This window comes from Paracoccus sp. MKU1, from assembly GCF_001447385.1.
GTDB lineage: Bacteria > Pseudomonadota > Alphaproteobacteria > Rhodobacterales > Rhodobacteraceae > Paracoccus.
The window spans coordinates 18744-34275 of sequence record NZ_LLWQ01000200.1 but is presented as its reverse complement, the minus strand read 5'-3'; the positions used below and the strand labels follow the sequence as shown (position 1 = coordinate 34275).

15 protein-coding genes are annotated in these 15532 nt (G+C 68.0%); 5 read left to right on the top strand and 10 right to left on the bottom strand.

Annotation, left to right across the window (positions count from 1 at the left end; all coding sequences use genetic code 11):
• Positions 1-8: 8 nt before the first annotated feature.
• Positions 9-359 (top strand): hydroxyisourate hydrolase, encoded by a 351-nt coding sequence (gene uraH, locus AQY21_RS18860; protein WP_058099146.1) that lies wholly within the window; start codon positions 9-11, stop codon positions 357-359.
• Positions 360-461: 102 nt separating this feature from the next.
• Here the strand turns inward: uraH and AQY21_RS18855 are convergent, their stop codons facing one another.
• The 6 genes from AQY21_RS18855 to AQY21_RS18830 all read right to left on the bottom strand — a co-directional run bounded on the left by AQY21_RS18855 (position 462) and on the right by AQY21_RS18830 (position 6835).
• A complete protein-coding gene (locus AQY21_RS18855) occupies positions 462-1802 on the bottom strand; it encodes a branched-chain amino acid ABC transporter permease (RefSeq protein WP_058099145.1) in 1341 nt (446 codons plus the stop codon).
• Positions 1803-1817: 15 nt separating this feature from the next.
• Complete coding sequence (locus tag AQY21_RS18850) at positions 1818-2819, bottom strand: branched-chain amino acid ABC transporter permease (RefSeq protein WP_058099144.1); 1002 nt, start codon at positions 2817-2819, stop codon at positions 1818-1820.
• A 2-nt stretch (positions 2820-2821) separates the two neighbouring features.
• Positions 2822-3532: an ABC transporter ATP-binding protein gene (locus AQY21_RS18845; RefSeq protein WP_058099143.1), complete on the bottom strand. Its 711-nt coding sequence runs from the start codon at positions 3530-3532 to the stop codon at positions 2822-2824.
• Positions 3532-4410, bottom strand: coding sequence for an ABC transporter ATP-binding protein (locus AQY21_RS18840; RefSeq protein WP_058099142.1), 879 nt, complete (start codon positions 4408-4410; stop codon positions 3532-3534). The genes AQY21_RS18845 and AQY21_RS18840 overlap by 1 nt, the downstream gene beginning before the upstream one ends.
• A gap of 104 nt (positions 4411-4514) precedes the next feature.
• On the bottom strand, positions 4515-5699 hold the full coding sequence (locus AQY21_RS18835) for an ABC transporter substrate-binding protein (protein ID WP_058099141.1): 1185 nt from the start codon (positions 5697-5699) through the stop codon (positions 4515-4517).
• A gap of 122 nt (positions 5700-5821) precedes the next feature.
• Entirely contained in the window at positions 5822-6835 is a 1014-nt protein-coding gene (locus tag AQY21_RS18830) for a GlxA family transcriptional regulator (RefSeq protein WP_152988274.1), read from the bottom strand.
• A 117-nt stretch (positions 6836-6952) separates the two neighbouring features.
• Between AQY21_RS18830 and AQY21_RS18825 the strand changes: the two genes are divergently transcribed.
• Positions 6953-8362, top strand: a complete 1410-nt coding sequence (locus AQY21_RS18825) for a class II 3-deoxy-7-phosphoheptulonate synthase (protein WP_058099140.1) — start codon at positions 6953-6955, stop codon at positions 8360-8362.
• Between the two features lie 134 nt (positions 8363-8496).
• On the opposite strand, the gene AQY21_RS18820 is transcribed toward AQY21_RS18825, so the two are convergent.
• The gene (locus AQY21_RS18820; protein WP_058099139.1) at positions 8497-9273 is read right to left on the bottom strand and encodes a PAS domain-containing protein; all 777 of its coding nucleotides are present in this window, start codon (positions 9271-9273) and stop codon (positions 8497-8499) included.
• Between the two features lie 189 nt (positions 9274-9462).
• Between AQY21_RS18820 and gmk the strand changes: the two genes are divergently transcribed.
• From gmk to AQY21_RS18805, 3 genes are read left to right on the top strand one after another with little or no spacing between them, the layout of a single operon-like run.
• Entirely contained in the window at positions 9463-10095 is a 633-nt protein-coding gene (gene gmk / locus AQY21_RS18815) for a guanylate kinase (RefSeq protein WP_058099174.1), read from the top strand.
• Positions 10092-10619: a gamma carbonic anhydrase family protein gene (locus AQY21_RS18810; RefSeq protein WP_058099138.1), complete on the top strand. Its 528-nt coding sequence runs from the start codon at positions 10092-10094 to the stop codon at positions 10617-10619. Before gmk ends, AQY21_RS18810 begins: the two co-directional genes overlap by 4 nt.
• Entirely contained in the window at positions 10616-11668 is a 1053-nt protein-coding gene (locus AQY21_RS18805) for an ATP-binding protein (protein ID WP_058099137.1), read from the top strand. The genes AQY21_RS18810 and AQY21_RS18805 overlap by 4 nt, the downstream gene beginning before the upstream one ends.
• Before the next feature lie 70 nt (positions 11669-11738).
• Here the strand turns inward: AQY21_RS18805 and purF are convergent, their stop codons facing one another.
• The 3 genes from purF to radA form a co-directional block, all read right to left on the bottom strand.
• Positions 11739-13235, bottom strand: a complete 1497-nt coding sequence (gene purF / locus AQY21_RS18800) for an amidophosphoribosyltransferase (protein WP_152988275.1) — start codon at positions 13233-13235, stop codon at positions 11739-11741.
• Positions 13236-13372: 137 nt separating this feature from the next.
• On the bottom strand, positions 13373-13984 hold the full coding sequence (locus AQY21_RS18795) for a CvpA family protein (protein ID WP_058099135.1): 612 nt from the start codon (positions 13982-13984) through the stop codon (positions 13373-13375).
• 43 nt (positions 13985-14027) lie between these two features.
• Positions 14028-15392 carry a DNA repair protein RadA gene (gene radA, locus AQY21_RS18790; RefSeq protein WP_058099134.1) on the bottom strand — a complete coding sequence of 455 codons (1365 nt, stop codon included), beginning with the start codon at positions 15390-15392 and terminating at the stop codon, positions 14028-14030.
• Positions 15393-15532: the final 140 nt, after the last annotated feature.

Genomic DNA, 15532 nt, shown 5'->3' with positions numbered 1-15532 from the left:
GGACGAAAATGCCCGGTTACCTCACCACTCATGTGCTCGACACCGCCAACGGCACGCCCGCGCAGGGCATGCGGATCGAACTCTACCGCCTCGACCCCGAGCGCCGGCTGATTGCCGAGACCGTCACCAATCACGACGGCCGCACCGACAGGCATATCCTGCCCGAGGCGGAGTTCCAGACCGGCGAATACGAACTGGTCTTCCATGTCGGCGCCTGGCTCGACGGCATCGGCCACCAGGCCGCGAAGCCCCGCTTCCTCGACCAGGTGCCGCTGCGCTTCGGCATGTCCGAGCAGGACCACTACCATGTGCCGCTGCTGATCTCGCCCTACGGCTATTCCACCTATCGCGGCAGCTGACCGCTTCTTTCGTGCCGAAATATCCTGGGGGGCGAGGAGCGCCAGCGACGAGCGGGGCAAAGCCCCCGAACGAAGAAAGCACGGGGGCGAAAGCCCCCGTCCTTATTTCTCCGGCACCAGCCCGCGCGGTGCAAAGCGCAGCATCAATAGCAGCACCACCCCCAGCGCGATGAAGCGCATATGCGGCGCGCTGCCCAGCAGGTGGCTGCGCAACGCCCCGTCGGGCATCGGCCCGGTGACCAGCCGCATGAATTCCGGCCCCCAGACCTCGGCCTTGATCCACAGGAACCAGATCAGGATCGCCCCCAGCGCCGCGCCCCAGTTGTTGCCCGAGCCGCCGACGATCACCATCACCCAGATCAGGAAGGTATAGCGCAGGGGGTTGAAGCTGGTCGGCGACAAGAGCCCGTCCAGCGTCACCATCATCGCACCGGCCAGACCGATCACCGCGCTGCCGATGACGAAGATCTGCAAATGCCGTCGGGTCACGTCCTTGCCCATGGCCTCGGCGGCGGTCTCGTTGTCGCGGATCGCGCGCATCATCCGGCCCCAGGGCGATTTCAGCGCCAGCTCCGCCAGCAGGATCAGCGCCAGCAGCACGGCGCCGAACAGGCCGGCATAAAGCAGCTTGACCCAGATCCCCGAGGCGACGGCCGGGCTCATCCCCCATTCGGCGGCGCGGGCCACGAAATCGGGATTGCCCTGCAAGTCCAGCTCATAGGGCACCGGGCGCGGGATGCCCGAGACGTTCTTGACCCCGCGCGACAGCCATTCCTCGTTGCGCATCACGGCGACGATGATCTCGCCGATGCCCAGCGTGGCGATGGCCAGGTAGTCCGAGCGCAGCCCCAGCGCCACCTTGCCGACGCCCCAGGCGGCCACGGCGGCGAACAGCGCGCCGACCGGCCAGGACAGCAGCACCGGCCAGCCCAGGCCGCCGATATTGCCGGCGCGGGCGGAATTGTTCGCCTCGATCGCCATCACCGCCGGATCGAACAACCAGCGGTAGAGCACGAAGCCCGCCACCAGCACCGCGATCAGCGCCGGGACGCGCCAGGCCCCCGACAGGCGTTTCCAGACCTGCGCCGCCAGGGCCAGCGTGCCCAGGCCCACCAGCAGCGCCAGGATCACCCGCGGCCCGCCCGCCGCCCAGGCGCCCTGCACCGGCGCGGTCGAGACCAGCACTGGCGCCAGCCCGCCAAGCGCCAGGAAACCGACGACGCCGGCGTTGAACAGCCCGGCGTAGCCCCATTGCATGTTCACACCCAGCGCCATGACGGCCGAGATCAGCCCCATGTTCAGGATGGCCAGCGCCGTGTTCCAGCTGCCCGAGAACAGCGCGTTGCGAAAGCTGCCCTCGGCCAGGAACAGCGCGGCGAGGATCAGGAACAGGAGCGGCGCGCGCCAGGGGCTGACCGCTTCGGCTTGACGTGTATTCGACATGGATAAACGCCCTCCTCAGACGGATTTGCCGCGGAACAGGCCGGTCGGCCGGAACAGCAGGACCACGATCAGGATCACGAAGCTGACCGCGAACTTGTATTCGGTGGACAAGAGTTGCAGCAGCCCCTGGGGCTCGAAGCCCAGATAGGTGGCGATCTTGCGCCAGGGATAGGTGACGGCCACTTCGGAAAAGGCGACGATGAAGCCGCCCGCCACCGCGCCCAGCGGATTGCCGAGGCCGCCCACGATGGCGGCGGCAAAGATCGGCAGCAGGATCTGGAAATAGTTGAAGACCTTGAAGGACTTGTCCAGACCGTAAAGCGTGCCCGCCGTCACCGCCAGCGCGGTGGCGATGATCCAGGTCAGGCGCACCACCCGCTCGGGGTCGATGCCGGAAAGCAGGGCCAGGTCCTCGTTGTCGGAATAGGCGCGCATCGCCTTGCCGGCGCGCGAGCGGTTCAGGAAGCGGAACAGCGCCCAGCAGGTCAGCGCCGTCACCACCAGCGTCAGGGCCTGACTGACCCGCAGCGACAGCCCCTCGGTCAGCCCGGTCCAGGCGCGGAACTGCTGCACGCTGATCAGGAAGCGCGCGCCGTCGTCGAAGCGGATCTCGTCGACGCCGATGATCAGCCGGGTCAGCCCGTTCATGATGAACATGACCCCGACCGAGGCCATGACCAGGATGATCGGCGCAGAGCGTTTGCTGCGATAGAAGCGATAGACCACGCGGTCGGTGCCCAGGATGAAGATCGCCGTCAGCGCGATGCCGAAGGGCAGGGCGATCAGGGCGGTCGGCAGCGGGCCCAGGCTGATGCCGATGGCCTGCAACCCCCAGGTGATCAGGATCACCAGCGCGGCGCCGAAGGCCATGGTGTCGCCATGGGCGAAGTTGGAAAAGCGCAGGATGCCGTAGATCAGCGTCACCCCCAGCGCCCCGAGCGCCAGCTGCGCGCCATAGGAGGCGGCGGGGATCACCACGAAGTTCAGGATGGCCACGAGGGCATTCAGGATGTCCATCTTCAGCCCCCCAGGAAGGTGCGGCGGACCTCGGGATCGGCGAGAAGCGCCTGCCCGCTGTCCGTGTAACGGTTGGCGCCCTGCACCAGGACATAGCCGATATCGGCGATCTCCAGTGCCTGCCGGGCGTTCTGCTCGACCATCAGGATGGAAATCCCGGTGCGGGCGACCTCGATGATGCGGTCGAACAGCTCGTCCATGACGATGGGGCTGACGCCGGCGGTCGGCTCGTCCAGCATCAAGAGGCTGGGCTTGGTCATCAGCGCCCGGCCGACGGCGACCTGCTGGCGCTGGCCGCCCGACAATTCGCCGGCGTTCTGCTTGCGCTTGTCGGCCACGGCGGGGAACAGTTCGTAGACCTGGGCCATGGTGTCCTTGAAGTCGTCCTCGCGGATGAAGGCGCCCATTTCCAGGTTCTCCTCGACCGTCATGGTCGGGAAGATGTTGTGGGTCTGCGGCACGAAGCCCATGCCCTTGCGCACCCGCTCCTGCGGGCTGAGATGGGTGATGTCCTCGCCGGCCAGCGCGACCTGGCCCTCGCGCAGGTGCAGCATGCCGAAGACGGCCTTCATCGCCGTCGATTTGCCGGCGCCGTTCGGGCCGACGATGACGGCGATCTGGCCGCGCTCGACCGTCAGGGTGCAGCCGTTCAGGATATCGGCCTTGCCATAGCCGCCGCGCATGGCGGTGGCGGAAAGATAGGGCTCTGCCATCACATCTCCCCCGCTGGCTTGCCGTCGCCGCCGCGGCCGGCCTCGGCCCCCAGGCCGGGCTGGGCGCCATGGCTTTCGCCGAAGGCAGCCTCCTCGGCCACTTCGGCCGCGACCTTGTTCTTGAGCCCGGTGCCCAGATAGGCCTCGATCACCGCCTCGTTCTTCATGATGCTGTCGGCCGAGCCCTGGGCCAGAACCTTGCCCGCCGCCATGACGATCACCGGGTCGCAAAGCCGGCCGATGAAGTCCATGTCATGCTCGATCACGCAGAAGGTATAGCCGCGCTCCTTGTTCAGCCGCACGATGGCATCGCCGATGGTGCCCAGCAGCGTGCGGTTCACCCCGGCGCCCACCTCGTCCAGGAAGACGATCTTCGCATCCACCATCATGGTGCGGCCCAGTTCCAGCAGCTTCTTCTGGCCGCCGGACAGGTTGCCGGCCTTTTCGTCGGCGACATGGGAAATGGTCAGGAACTCCAGCACTTCGTCGGCTTTCTTGCGAAGCGCACGTTCCTCCTCGCGGATGCGGCCGCGGCGGAACCAAGTGTTGACCAGCGTCTCGCCGCATTGCCCGCCCGGCACCATCATCAGGTTCTCGCGCACGGTCATCGAGGAAAACTCGTGCGCCAGCTGGAAGGTGCGCAGGAGCCCCTTGTGGAACAGCTCATGCGGCGGCAGGCCGGTGATATCCTCGTCCGCCATGGTCACGCGGCCGGCGGTCGGTTTCAAAACTCCGGCGATCACGTTGAAAAGAGTGGATTTTCCGGCGCCGTTCGGGCCGATCAACCCGGTGATCGAGCCTTTCTCGATCGTCAGGCTGGCGCCATCGACGGCGCGGAAGCCTCCGAAATGCTTATGCAGGTCGTGGACCTGGATCATAGTGCTCCCCAGCTTCATGCCTTGCATGAAGAATTTCCCTTACGGGATTGTTCTTGATTATGAAAAGGGCCCGGAAACCGGACCCTTTCCGCGACCTGCGCGTCTCAGCGATAGCCTACGACGTTGAGCTTGCCGCCCTTGAAATCGACCTCGCGATAGACGCCGGCGCTTTCGCCCGGCTCGACCAGCTCAACCGAGGTGGCGCCGACATAGTCGATGTCGGTGCCGGCCGCGAGCAGTTCCAGCGCCTTGGCCAGTTCGCCAGGATAGATCTTCTCGCCCGGCTCGTTGGCGACTTCCATCACCTTGTCCTTGTAGACCTTGGGATCCGAGGACTTGGCGGCCTGCATGGCCAGCAGCATCAGCGCGGCGGCATCATAGGATTCGCCGGCATAGGCCGAGGTGCCGTCGAAGCCGGCTTCCTTGGCGAGCGCGTCGAATTTCTCGTGGCCTTCGCCCTCGGCCGAGGGGTTCTGGCCGAACGAGGTTTCCAGCTGGGTGCCGAACTTCTCGACCAGGACGTTGTTGACCATGCCGTCGGGCAGCACGAAGGTCTCGAAGGCGCCGGTGTCCAGCGAGCCTTGGATGACGCCCGAGCCGCCCTGGTCGGCATAGCCGGCCACGACCAGCGCGTCGCCGCCGGCAGCGGCCAGCGCGGCGACCTCGGCCGAATAGTCGGCCTTGCCGTCGTCATGGGCCGAGACCACGGTCACGGTGCCGCCCTTGGCCTTGTAGGCCTCGGCGAAGCTGTCGGCCAGGCCCTTGCCGTAATCGTTGTTGGTATAGGTAACGGCGACGCTGTTGATGCCGCGCTCCAGCACGATATCGGCCATGACTTCGCCCTGGCGCGCGTCCGAGGGCGAGGTGCGGAAGAAGAAACCCTTGTCGTCGATGGTCGAAAGCGCCGGCGAGGTGGCCGAGGGCGAGATCATCACCACCCCGTTCGGCACCCCGACCCGTTCCAGCGAGGCGATGGTTTCGCCCGAGCACATGCCGCCCATGATGCCCTTGACGCCCTCGGCCGTCACCAGGCGCTCGACCGCGGCCACCGAGGCGGCGGCATCGGCGCAGGTGTTGTCGGCCACCACGGGCACGATGGTCGAACCGTCCAGCAGCTTGCCGCTGTCCGAGACCTCCTTCATCGCCAGTTCCGCGCCTTTCTGCATGGCGGGCGAGATCGATTCCAGCGGGCCGGTCAGGCCCAGCGAAATGCCCATCTTGATTTCCTCGGCGCCGGCCGCACCGGCAAGCAAGGCTCCGGCGGCGCTGGCCAGAAGAAGCTTTTTCATCAGTCGTCTCCCTGAGTGGAACATTGTCCTGTCTGACAGGTTATAAGCGCGCGGATGAAAAGAAAAGCATGTTGGCGACTGCATAAAGCGGCAGATCGCGGCTTGCCGCAGCGGAAGACGGTTCAGCCGGCCGACGCGGCGCCGCGTTCGCGATAGGGGGTGCAACCATAGGTCGCCCGGTAGCATTTCGAGAAATGCGCCACAGAGGCAAAACCGCAGGCCAGCGCGATCTCCATCACGCTCATCCCGGTTTGCAAGAGCAGGTGCCGCGCCCGTTCCAGCCGCAGCTCCATGTAGTAGCGCTTGGGCGAGCGGCCGAGATAGCGCGCGAACAGCCGTTCCAGCTGGCGCGGCGACAGGCCCGCCTCGGAGGCAAGCCGCGCCGGGCTGATCGGATCCTCGATATTGGCCTCCATCCGGGCCAGAACCTGCGCCAGCCGGGGATGGCGCGCACCCATCCGGGTCGGGCTGGACAGGCGCTGCTCCTCCTCCTCGGAGCGGATCGAGGTGTGGATCATCTGGTCGGCCACGCGGTTGGCCAGCTCGGTGCCATGGTCGCGGGCGATCTGGCGCAGCATCAGGTCGATGGCAGCGGTGCCGCCGGCGGCGGTCAGCCGGCTGCCGTCCTCGACGAAGACGGTGCGGATCAGGGTGACATCGGGGAATTTCTCGGCGAAGCCGTCCTGGTTTTCCCAGTGGATGGTGGCGCGGCGGCCTTCGAGCAGCCCGGCCTCGGCCAGCACCCAGGCGCCGGTGCAGAGCGCGCCGATGCGGGTGCCGCGCCGCGCCTCGCGACGCAGCCAGGCCAGCACCGGCCGCGTCGCCGCCCGCGCCACGTCCAGCCCGCCGCAGACCAGCACCGTGTCGCCGCGCCGGGTGTCGGAAAGCGGGCCGTCCAGCAGGATGCGCGCGCCGTTCGAGCAAAGGGCGGATTCGCCCTGTTCGCCCACCAGCCGCCATTCGTAGAGCTCGCGGCCGGAAAGCCGGTTCGCCAGCCGCAACGGCTCGATGGCGGCGGCGAAGGAGACCATGGTGAAACGGTCCAGCAGCAGAAAGACATAGCGCCGGGTCTCGTCCGCGGCAGGGGGCGGAATCGGCCCCGGATCGGGGGCTGCTGCTGGATCGGGGTCTGGCATGTCGGTCGCGCGTCTGAATTCGCGGCAGATCAGCAGGCAATCGCGGCGCGCGCAAGGCTTTTCCTTTGGCCCTACAACCTCTATATGGCAGGCACCGCTTGCATGAAGGATAGGATCATGGCACCGACGACCTCCAGTTCCGCGACCCCGGCACAGGCATGGGACAAGCGTGGCTGGCGCGCCTATCCGCGCGTCCAGATGCCTGACTATCCCGACCAGGCCGGCCTCGCCGCCGTCGAGGCGCAATTGGCCAAATACCCGCCGCTGGTCTTTGCCGGCGAGGCGCGCCGCCTGAAAGCCTCGCTGGGCGAGGTCGCGGCCGGCCGCGCCTTCCTGCTGCAAGGCGGCGACTGCGCCGAAAGCTTTGCCGAATTCTCGGCCGACAACATCCGCGACACCTTCAAGGTCATGCTGCAAATGGCCGTGGTGCTGACCTGGGGCGCGCAGCTGCCGGTGGTCAAGGTCGGCCGCATGGCGGGCCAGTTCGCCAAGCCGCGCTCGGCCCCGACCGAGAAGATGGGCGAGCGAGAGCTGCCCAGCTATCGCGGCGATATCATCAACGGCTTTGATTTCACGCCCGAGGCGCGCATCCCCGATCCGCAGCGCATGCTTGCGGCCTATACCCAGGCCGCGGCCTCGCTGAACCTGCTGCGCGCCTTCTCGACCGGCGGCTATGCCGATATCCACCGGGTGCAGAGCTGGATCAGCGATTTCACCGGCGGCGAGGAGGCGGCGCGCTATCGCGACATCGCCGACCGGATCAGCGATGCCATGGCCTTCATGGCGGCGGCGGGCGTGACCTCGGAAACCGCGCATGAGCTGGGCCAGGTGGATTTCTACACCAGCCACGAGGCCCTGCTGCTGGAATACGAGGAGGCGCTGGCGCGGATCGATTCGACCACCGGTCTGCCGGTCGCGGGCTCGGGCCACATGATCTGGATCGGCGACCGCACCCGCCAGGTCGATGGCGCCCATGTCGAGTTCTGCCGCGGCGTGCAGAACCCGATCGGGCTGAAATGCGGCCCCTCGATCAGCACCGGCGACCTGAAGGCGCTGATGGCCAAGCTGAACCCGGAAAACGAACCGGGCCGGCTGACGCTGATCGCCCGTTTCGGCGCCGGTTCGGTCGGCGACCACCTGCCGCGCCTGATCGAGGCGGTGCGCGAGGAAGGCGCCCATGTCGTCTGGTCCTGCGACCCGATGCATGGCAACACCATCAAGTCGGCCTCGGGCTACAAGACCCGGCCCTTCGATTCGGTGCTGCGCGAGGTGCGCGAGTTTTTCGCCGTCCATCGCGCCGAGGGCACCATCCCCGGCGGCGTGCATTTCGAGATGACCGGCCAGGACGTGACCGAATGCATCGGCGGCGTGCGCGCCGTCACCGACGAGGATCTGTCGAACCGCTATCACACGGCCTGCGATCCGCGGCTGAACGCCAGCCAGTCGCTGGAACTGGCCTTCCTGGTGGCCGAGGAATTGCGCAACCGCCGCGTCAACGGCACGGACCGGCAGGCCAAGGCAAGCTGATCGCTGGCGGGGCTGGAATATGGGCGGCGGGCCTTGGCCTCGCCGCCCTTTTTCATGCGCGCTTGCCGGGGATGGCCGGCCTGGCGCGCAGGTCAGGGGCTGAGCCCGCACATGCGGCCGCAGGCTGTGCCGGGTCAAAAACGAATGCCCGGCGGCCTGGGCGGCTTGTCGTTGCTGACGATGCGAAAACGGGCGCGGCGTGCTTCGGGGCTCGCATCCGCGGGCAGGGGGGACGCGGGATCGGCCGGCGGGGCGCCGCTCCAGCGCGGCGGCGCCTCGGCGAAGCCCGGCCGCGAGGGCGAGGGCTCCAGCACCCTGGCGCCGGGAATGACCGGGAACTCCGCATCCGAGAGCAGGTCGAAGCGCCGCGGGCTCTCGCCGATCTGGCCCTCGGCGACCAGGCAGCCGAGTGCCCGCGTCACATCCCCCAGATCCGAGCGCAGCGGCAAAAGCAGCATCCGGCCGGCCAGCGCCGGGCGACCATAGCCGGCGGGGGAATCCAGCACGATCTCGGCGATCTGCGGGCCGCGGAACACGCTTTCCAGCACATCCGACAGCCGGCCGCGCGAACTGGTGTTCAGCAGCGCGCAAAGCGGCATGCCCCGCACCTCCATCCCCATCAGGTCGATCAGATGACGCCCGGCCAGACGGAACCGGGCCGCGCCGGGCGCGATGCGTTCCAGGATGAAGGCATAGTCCAGCGCCCGGCGGATGCCGCGCGGCTCGACATCGGCGCGGTCGGGAATGGCCCGGCCCTGGCGCAGCCCTTCCCAATAGCCGCGCAGCTCGCCCAGGATGCGCTCCATCTGCACGGGCTCGTAATCGGCCAGGTGCAGCAGCTGTCCGGCCCGACCCGGCGGCAAGTCGGGCCTGCGCGGGGAATCCCCGTCCTGTCCGTGCTCGTCCGACATCCGTTCCGGCCTTACCTGTCACTCGCGAAACAACCCTTGGAGGGAAATCTAGACCTTTCCCTTCCGGCTGCCGAGCGATTTCTTGACCGATGGTTAAAAACCCGCGGCCAGCGGGTGCGGGGCTTGACCCTGCTGGCGGGGAGGGCCATTCAGGCGGCGCTGGAACGGCTGGGAACAAGGCGGATGGAGATGGAGCGCAGCGGACTTCTGGTGATCCTGTCCTCGCCCTCGGGCGCGGGAAAATCGACGCTGGCGCGGCGGCTGATGGACTGGGATCCGGGCCTGCGCTTTTCCGTCTCGGCCACCACCCGCAAGCCGCGCCCCGGCGAGATCGAGGGCGAGCATTACTATTTCCGCACCCCCGAGCAGTTCCGCGCCATGGTCACCGCAGGCGAGATGCTGGAACATGCCGAGGTCTTCGGCAATTTCTACGGCACCCCCCGCGGCCCGGTCGAGGAGGCGATGCGCGCCGGGCGCGACACGCTGTTCGACGTGGACTGGCAGGGCGGCCAGCAGATCCGCGCCTCGTCCCTGGGGGCGCATGTCATCTCGATCTTCGTGTTGCCGCCCAGCCTGGCCGAGTTGGAGCGCCGGCTGGTGGCGCGCCAGCAGGACGCGCCCGAGGTGATCGCCGGCCGCATGCGCAAGAGCCGCGACGAGATCAGCCATTGGGCGGAATACGATTACGTCATCGTCAATGACGATCTGGACCGCAGCGCCGAGGCGCTGAAGACCATCCTGCGGGCCGAGCGGATGCGCCGTGCCCGGCAGGTCGGCCTTGGTCCCTTCGTCCGCGCGCTCATGGAGGAGGAAAGCGCATGATCTGGGAACTGGACGGCATCGCGCCGCAAATCGCCGAGGATGCCTGGGTGGCGCCCGATGCGCAGCTGATGGGCAAGGTGGTGCTGGAACCGGGCGCCAGCGTCTGGTTCGGCGCCGTGCTGCGCGGCGACAACGAGGAGATCCGCATCGGCCGGAACTCCAACGTGCAGGACCTGACGGTCTGCCATACCGACATGGGCTATCCGCTGACCATCGGCGCGAATTGCACCATCGGCCATCGCGCCATCCTGCATGGCTGCACCATCGAGGACGGGGTGCTGGTCGGCATGGGCGCCACGATCATGAACGGCGCCCGGATCGGCGCCGGCTCGCTGATCGGCGCCGGGGCGCTGATCGCCGAGAACAAGATGATCCCGCCCGGCTCGCTGGTGATGGGCGCGCCGGGCAAGGTGGTGCGCGAACTGGACGAGGCGGCGCGGGCGCAACTGCTGAAATCGGCCGAGGGTTACAACCGCAACGCCGCCCGCTTCCGCCGGGGGCTGGCCCAGGCCGGTCGGGGATGATCGAGGCGCGGCTGCATGCGCTGTTGCGGGCCGTGCCGGTGCCGATGCTGGTCGTGGACGGCCATGCGCGCATCCTCGGCGCCAATGAGCCGGCCGAGGCGCTGCTGGGCGCGGTGCCGGGCGGGCGGCCCTTCGTCACCGTGCTGCGGCACCCCGAGGTCAATGCCGCGCTGGAGGCGGTGCTGGCCGGGCAGGAACGGGCACAGCTGAACGTCACTCTTGGCGCCGCCGACCGGCGGGTGTTCTGCGAGGTGACGGTGACGGCCTTGCAGGCGCCGGGGCTGCTGGGTGCGGCGGTGGTGATCGAGGACCGCTCGCGCGACGAGGAAACCGAGCAGATGCGCCGCGATTTCGTCGCCAATGTCAGCCACGAATTGCGCACGCCGCTGACGGCGCTGATGGGCTTCATCGAGACGCTGCGCGGCCCGGCCCGCAACGACCCGGCCGCCCGCGACCGTTTTCTTGACATCATGGAGCGCGAGGCGGGGCGGATGAACCGGTTGGTCGCCGACCTCCTGTCGCTGAGCCGGGTCGAGCAGGACGAGCGCCGCCGCCCGGCGCAATGCCTGGACCTGGCCGGGCTGCTGCGCAGCGTCGTGGCGACGCTGACCCCTGCCGCCACCGCGGCCGGCGTGCGGCTGGAATTGCAGGGCGCGGCCGGGAAGGTACCGGTGCCGGGCGATGCCGACCAGCTGGTGCAGGTGTTCCACAACCTGATCGAGAACGCGGTGAAATACGGTGGCGCCGGCGGGGTGGCGACGGTGACGCTGGAGCGGCTGGCGCATGAGCCGGTGCTGCGCGGTCCGGCCTGGGCGGTCTGCGTGGCGGATCAGGGCGAGGGGATCGACCCGCAGCACCTGCCGCGCCTGACCGAGCGGTTCTATCGCGTCGATACGCATCGCTCGCGCGAGCAGGGCGGCACCGGGCTGGGCCTGGCCATCGTCAAGCATATCGTGAACCGCCATCGCGGCCGGCTGCGCATCGAGAGCGAGCGCGGCCAGGGCAGCCGCTTCACCGTCATCCTGCCGGAAAAGATCGGCCGCATCTGAGGAGATGAAAAAAGGCGGGGGCATCGAGCCCCCGCCTTTTTTATGGCCCGGCTCGGCCGCCGCGACCGGATCACTCTGCCGCGTGGCCGGCGACCGGGCTCGGGGCGCTGTCGGATTTCATGCGGAAGCCGCGCTCGAGCTGGTCGAAGGGCGCCACCGGATATTCGCCCGAGAAGCAGGCGTCGCAATATTGCGGGCAAGACTTGTTGCGGCCCTGTGCCTCGCCCACGGCGCGATAAAGCCCGTCCAGCGACACGAAGGCCAGCGAATCGACGCCGATCCATTCGCGCATCTCTTCTTCGGACATCTGCGCCGCCAGCAGCTTGTCGCGGTCGGGCGTGTCGACGCCGTAGAAGCAGGGCCAGGCGGTGGGCGGAGAGGCGATGCGGAAATGCACCTCGGCTGCGCCCGCGTCCAGGATCATGTCCTTGATCTTGCGCGAGGTGGTGCCGCGCACCACCGAATCGTCCACCAGCACCACGCGCTTGCCCTTGACCAGCGCCCGGTTGACGTTGAGCTTCAGCCGCACGCCCATGTTGCGGATCTGCTCGGTCGGTTCGATGAAGGTCCGGCCCATATACTGGTTGCGGATGATGCCCATGCCGAAGGGAATGCCGCTTTCATGCGCATAGCCGATGGCGGCCGGCGTGCCCGAGTCGGGCACCGGGCAGACCAGGTCGGCCTCGACCGGGGCCTCGCGCGCCAGTTCCACGCCGATCTGGCGCCGGGTCTCATAGACGGAACGGCCGCCGATGATCGAATCGGGGCGCGAGAAATAGACATGCTCGAAGATGCAGAACCGGCCCTTGGACGGGCCGAAGGGGCGCGAGCTTTCGACCTCGCCCTTGGAGATCACCACCATCTCGCCCGGCTCGATCTCGCGCAGGAACTCGGCGCCGATGATGTCGAGCGCGCAGGTCTCGGACGCCAGCACGAAGCCCTCGTCACCGATGCGGCCCAGCACCAGCGGGCGCACGCCCAGGGGGTCGCGCACGCCGATCAGCTTGGTGCGGGTCATGGCGATGACGCTGAAGGCGCCCTCGACCCGGCGCAACGCGTCCTTCATCCGCTCGGGGATGTTGCGCTGGATGGAGCGCGCCATCAGGTGGATGATGCATTCGCTGTCGCTGCTGGATTGGAAGATCGAGCCGCGCTCGATCAACTCGCGGCGCAGCGCCATGGCGTTGGTGATGTTGCCGTTATGGGCGATGGCGCAGCCGCCCATGGCGAATTCGCCGAAGAAGGGCTGCACGTCGCGGATCGCGGTCGCCGCCTTGGTCCCGGCGGTGGAATAGCGCACATGGCCGATGGCGAGCGAGCCGGGCAGGGTCTCCATCAGGCTCTGCTTGGTGAAGTTGTCGCGGACATAGCCGAAGCGGTGGGCGCTGTTGAAGCCCTGCTCGGCATCATGGGCGACGATGCCCCCGGCCTCCTGTCCGCGGTGCTGCAAGGCATGCAGCCCCAATGCGACGAAATTGGCGGCATCCGTCACTCCGATCACGCCGAACACGCCGCATTCTTCATGCAGGCGGTCGGAATCGAAGGGATGGGCAAGGAATGGCTGCATCATCACCGACTCTTGGGGCTATTCCGGGGCTGGGGTATATTGGGACGCGTGACGCCAATCTAGGGCGTCAGGCGGGCGAAGTCACGCCCCACCGCCATGACGGGGCGCATTTTATGTCACAAATTGGCCATATCGGCTCAATTCGCCGGTGCGGCGGGCGTGGGAGCGGGCGTCTGGGCATCGACCGGCTGGCCCGAGGGCACGCAGCTGCGCACCAGCTGCTCATAGCGGCTGACCACCCAGCCGGGCGCGTCCTGCGGGATCTGCTGGTCCATCTGGCCGCGCATGCGCTCGAACACCTGGGCCGAGCGGGAGTTCTCGACCATCGCCACCGGCTGCGTGGTCATCACCCGGTCATAGACGATGAAGGCGATGGCGACGAGCAGGATGCCGCGCGCCACGCCGAACAGGAACCCCATGCCCTGATCCACGCCCCCCAGCGCCGAACGTTGCACGACCGAGGAAAACAGCGGCGTGATGATCGAGAACAGCACCAGCGCCAGCGCGAAGACCGCGGCGAAGCCGGCGATGGTGGCCAGCTCGCAGCTGTCGGCCAGGAACTTGTTGAGCCCCGGGACCTGCGCCACCATGGGCCGCACCGTCGGCGCGAAGATGAAGGCCAGCACGGCCGCGCCGATCCAGCCCAGGATCGCCAGCGATTCGCGCACGAAGCCGCGCGCATAGGCCAGGATCGCCGAGAGGATGATCACGGCGGCGACGATGCCGTCGATGATGGTGAATCCGTCCATTTTCACGCCCTTTCGCGGGATTGCCCGCGTCTTTGGGACGAGTTCATCCGGCGCCGAATGTCTCGCCCACGAAACTTGTCAGATCCGCGATGCGGTCGATCCGCATCCCGGCCACGCCCTCGACCTTGGTGGCCGAAGGCAGGATCGCCCGTGAAAAACCAAGTTTCTGCGCCTCTTTCAACCTGTTTTCCGCCTGGGCGACCGGCCGCAGCGCGCCCGACAGGCTGATCTCGCCGAAAAGCACCGCCTCGGGCGGCAGCGCCACATCCTCGCGCGCGCTGAGCAACGCCGCGGCGATGGCGAGGTCGGCGGCGGGCTCGTTGACGCGCATCCCCCCGGCAACATTGAGAAAAACGTCGAGACCCGCGAAGGGTATCGCGCAGCGCGCCTCGAGCACGGCGAGGATGGTCGAGACCCGGCCGCCATCGAGCCCGACCACGGTTCGGCGGGGACTTGCCAATGTCGAGGGGGCGACCAGCGCCTGCACCTCGGTCAGCACCGGGCGGGTGCCCTCGATGCCGGCGAAGACCGCCGAGCCGGCGCTGGCCTCGCCGCGCTCGGACAGGAACAGCGCCGAGGGGTTGGCGACCTCGGAGAGCCCACCGCCGGTCATCTCGAAGACGCCGATCTCGTCGGCGGGGCCGAAGCGGTTCTTGTGGGCGCGCAGGATGCGGAACTGGTGGCCGCGCTCGCCCTCGAAATACAGCACGGTATCGACCATGTGCTCGACCACGCGGGGACCGGCGATCTGGCCTTCCTTGGTGACATGGCCGACGAGGATGACCGAGGTGCCGCGGCGCTTGGCGAAGGTGACGAGCTCATGCGCGGCGGCGCGGACCTGCGCCACCGAGCCGGGCGCGGCCTCGATCCGGTCGGACCAGAGCGTCTGGATCGAGTCGATCACCGCGACGTCCGGGCGTTCGGCGTCGAGCGTGGTCAGGATGTCGCGCAGCGCGGTCTCGGCGCCCAGGCGGACAGGGGCGTCGCCAAGGCCCAGGCGTTGCGCCCGCAGTCGGACCTGGGCGCTGGCTTCCTCGCCCGAGACATAGATCGCCTGCTGGCCGGCGCGGGCGAAGGCGCTTGCGGCTTGCAGCAGCAGGGTGGATTTTCCGATGCCCGGATCGCCACCCACGAGAATCGCCGAGCCGGGCACCAGCCCACCGCCCAGCACCCGGTCGAGTTCGGTGATGCCCGAAATGGCGCGGGGCGGCGGCGCCTCTTGCGTGGCAAGGCCCGAAAGCGGGATGGGCTTGCCCTTGAGCGTGCCGAGGCCGCGGCCGGGGCCCTGGCTGAGCGGTGCTTCCTCGATGATGGTGTTCCAGGCGCCGCAGGCGTCGCAGCGGCCGGCCCATTTGCGATGGCTGGCGCCGCAGGCGGTGCAGGTGAAGGCGGTGATCGGTTTGGCCATGGTGGCTATCTGGCAGATTGCGCGGCCGCGCGCCACCGGGAAGGGCGGGGCCGGTGGTGCGGTCCCTTGAGTATTCGGGGAACGAAGAAGCGGGGGGGCCCGATGGGCCGGCCGGATGAGTATTTGGAAAACGGTGAAAG

Excerpts from the sequence above, each read along its gene's own strand:
- uraH (WP_058099146.1), top strand. The coding sequence starts at position 9 with ATGCCCGGTTACCTCACCACTCATGTGCTCGACACCGCCAACGGCACG.
- AQY21_RS18855 (WP_058099145.1), bottom strand. The coding sequence starts at position 1,802 with ATGTCGAATACACGTCAAGCCGAAGCGGTCAGCCCCTGGCGCGCGCCG.
- AQY21_RS18850 (WP_058099144.1), bottom strand. The coding sequence starts at position 2,819 with ATGGACATCCTGAATGCCCTCGTGGCCATCCTGAACTTCGTGGTGATC.
- AQY21_RS18845 (WP_058099143.1), bottom strand. The coding sequence starts at position 3,532 with ATGGCAGAGCCCTATCTTTCCGCCACCGCCATGCGCGGCGGCTATGGC.
- AQY21_RS18840 (WP_058099142.1), bottom strand. The coding sequence starts at position 4,410 with ATGATCCAGGTCCACGACCTGCATAAGCATTTCGGAGGCTTCCGCGCC.
- AQY21_RS18835 (WP_058099141.1), bottom strand. The coding sequence starts at position 5,699 with ATGAAAAAGCTTCTTCTGGCCAGCGCCGCCGGAGCCTTGCTTGCCGGT.
- AQY21_RS18830 (WP_152988274.1), bottom strand. The coding sequence starts at position 6,835 with ATGCCAGACCCCGATCCAGCAGCAGCCCCCGATCCGGGGCCGATTCCG.
- AQY21_RS18825 (WP_058099140.1), top strand. The coding sequence starts at position 6,953 with ATGGCACCGACGACCTCCAGTTCCGCGACCCCGGCACAGGCATGGGAC.
- AQY21_RS18820 (WP_058099139.1), bottom strand. The coding sequence starts at position 9,273 with ATGTCGGACGAGCACGGACAGGACGGGGATTCCCCGCGCAGGCCCGAC.
- gmk (WP_058099174.1), top strand. The coding sequence starts at position 9,463 with ATGGAGCGCAGCGGACTTCTGGTGATCCTGTCCTCGCCCTCGGGCGCG.
- AQY21_RS18810 (WP_058099138.1), top strand. The coding sequence starts at position 10,092 with ATGATCTGGGAACTGGACGGCATCGCGCCGCAAATCGCCGAGGATGCC.
- AQY21_RS18805 (WP_058099137.1), top strand. The coding sequence starts at position 10,616 with ATGATCGAGGCGCGGCTGCATGCGCTGTTGCGGGCCGTGCCGGTGCCG.
- purF (WP_152988275.1), bottom strand. The coding sequence starts at position 13,235 with ATGCAGCCATTCCTTGCCCATCCCTTCGATTCCGACCGCCTGCATGAA.
- AQY21_RS18795 (WP_058099135.1), bottom strand. The coding sequence starts at position 13,984 with ATGGACGGATTCACCATCATCGACGGCATCGTCGCCGCCGTGATCATC.
- radA (WP_058099134.1), bottom strand. The coding sequence starts at position 15,392 with ATGGCCAAACCGATCACCGCCTTCACCTGCACCGCCTGCGGCGCCAGC.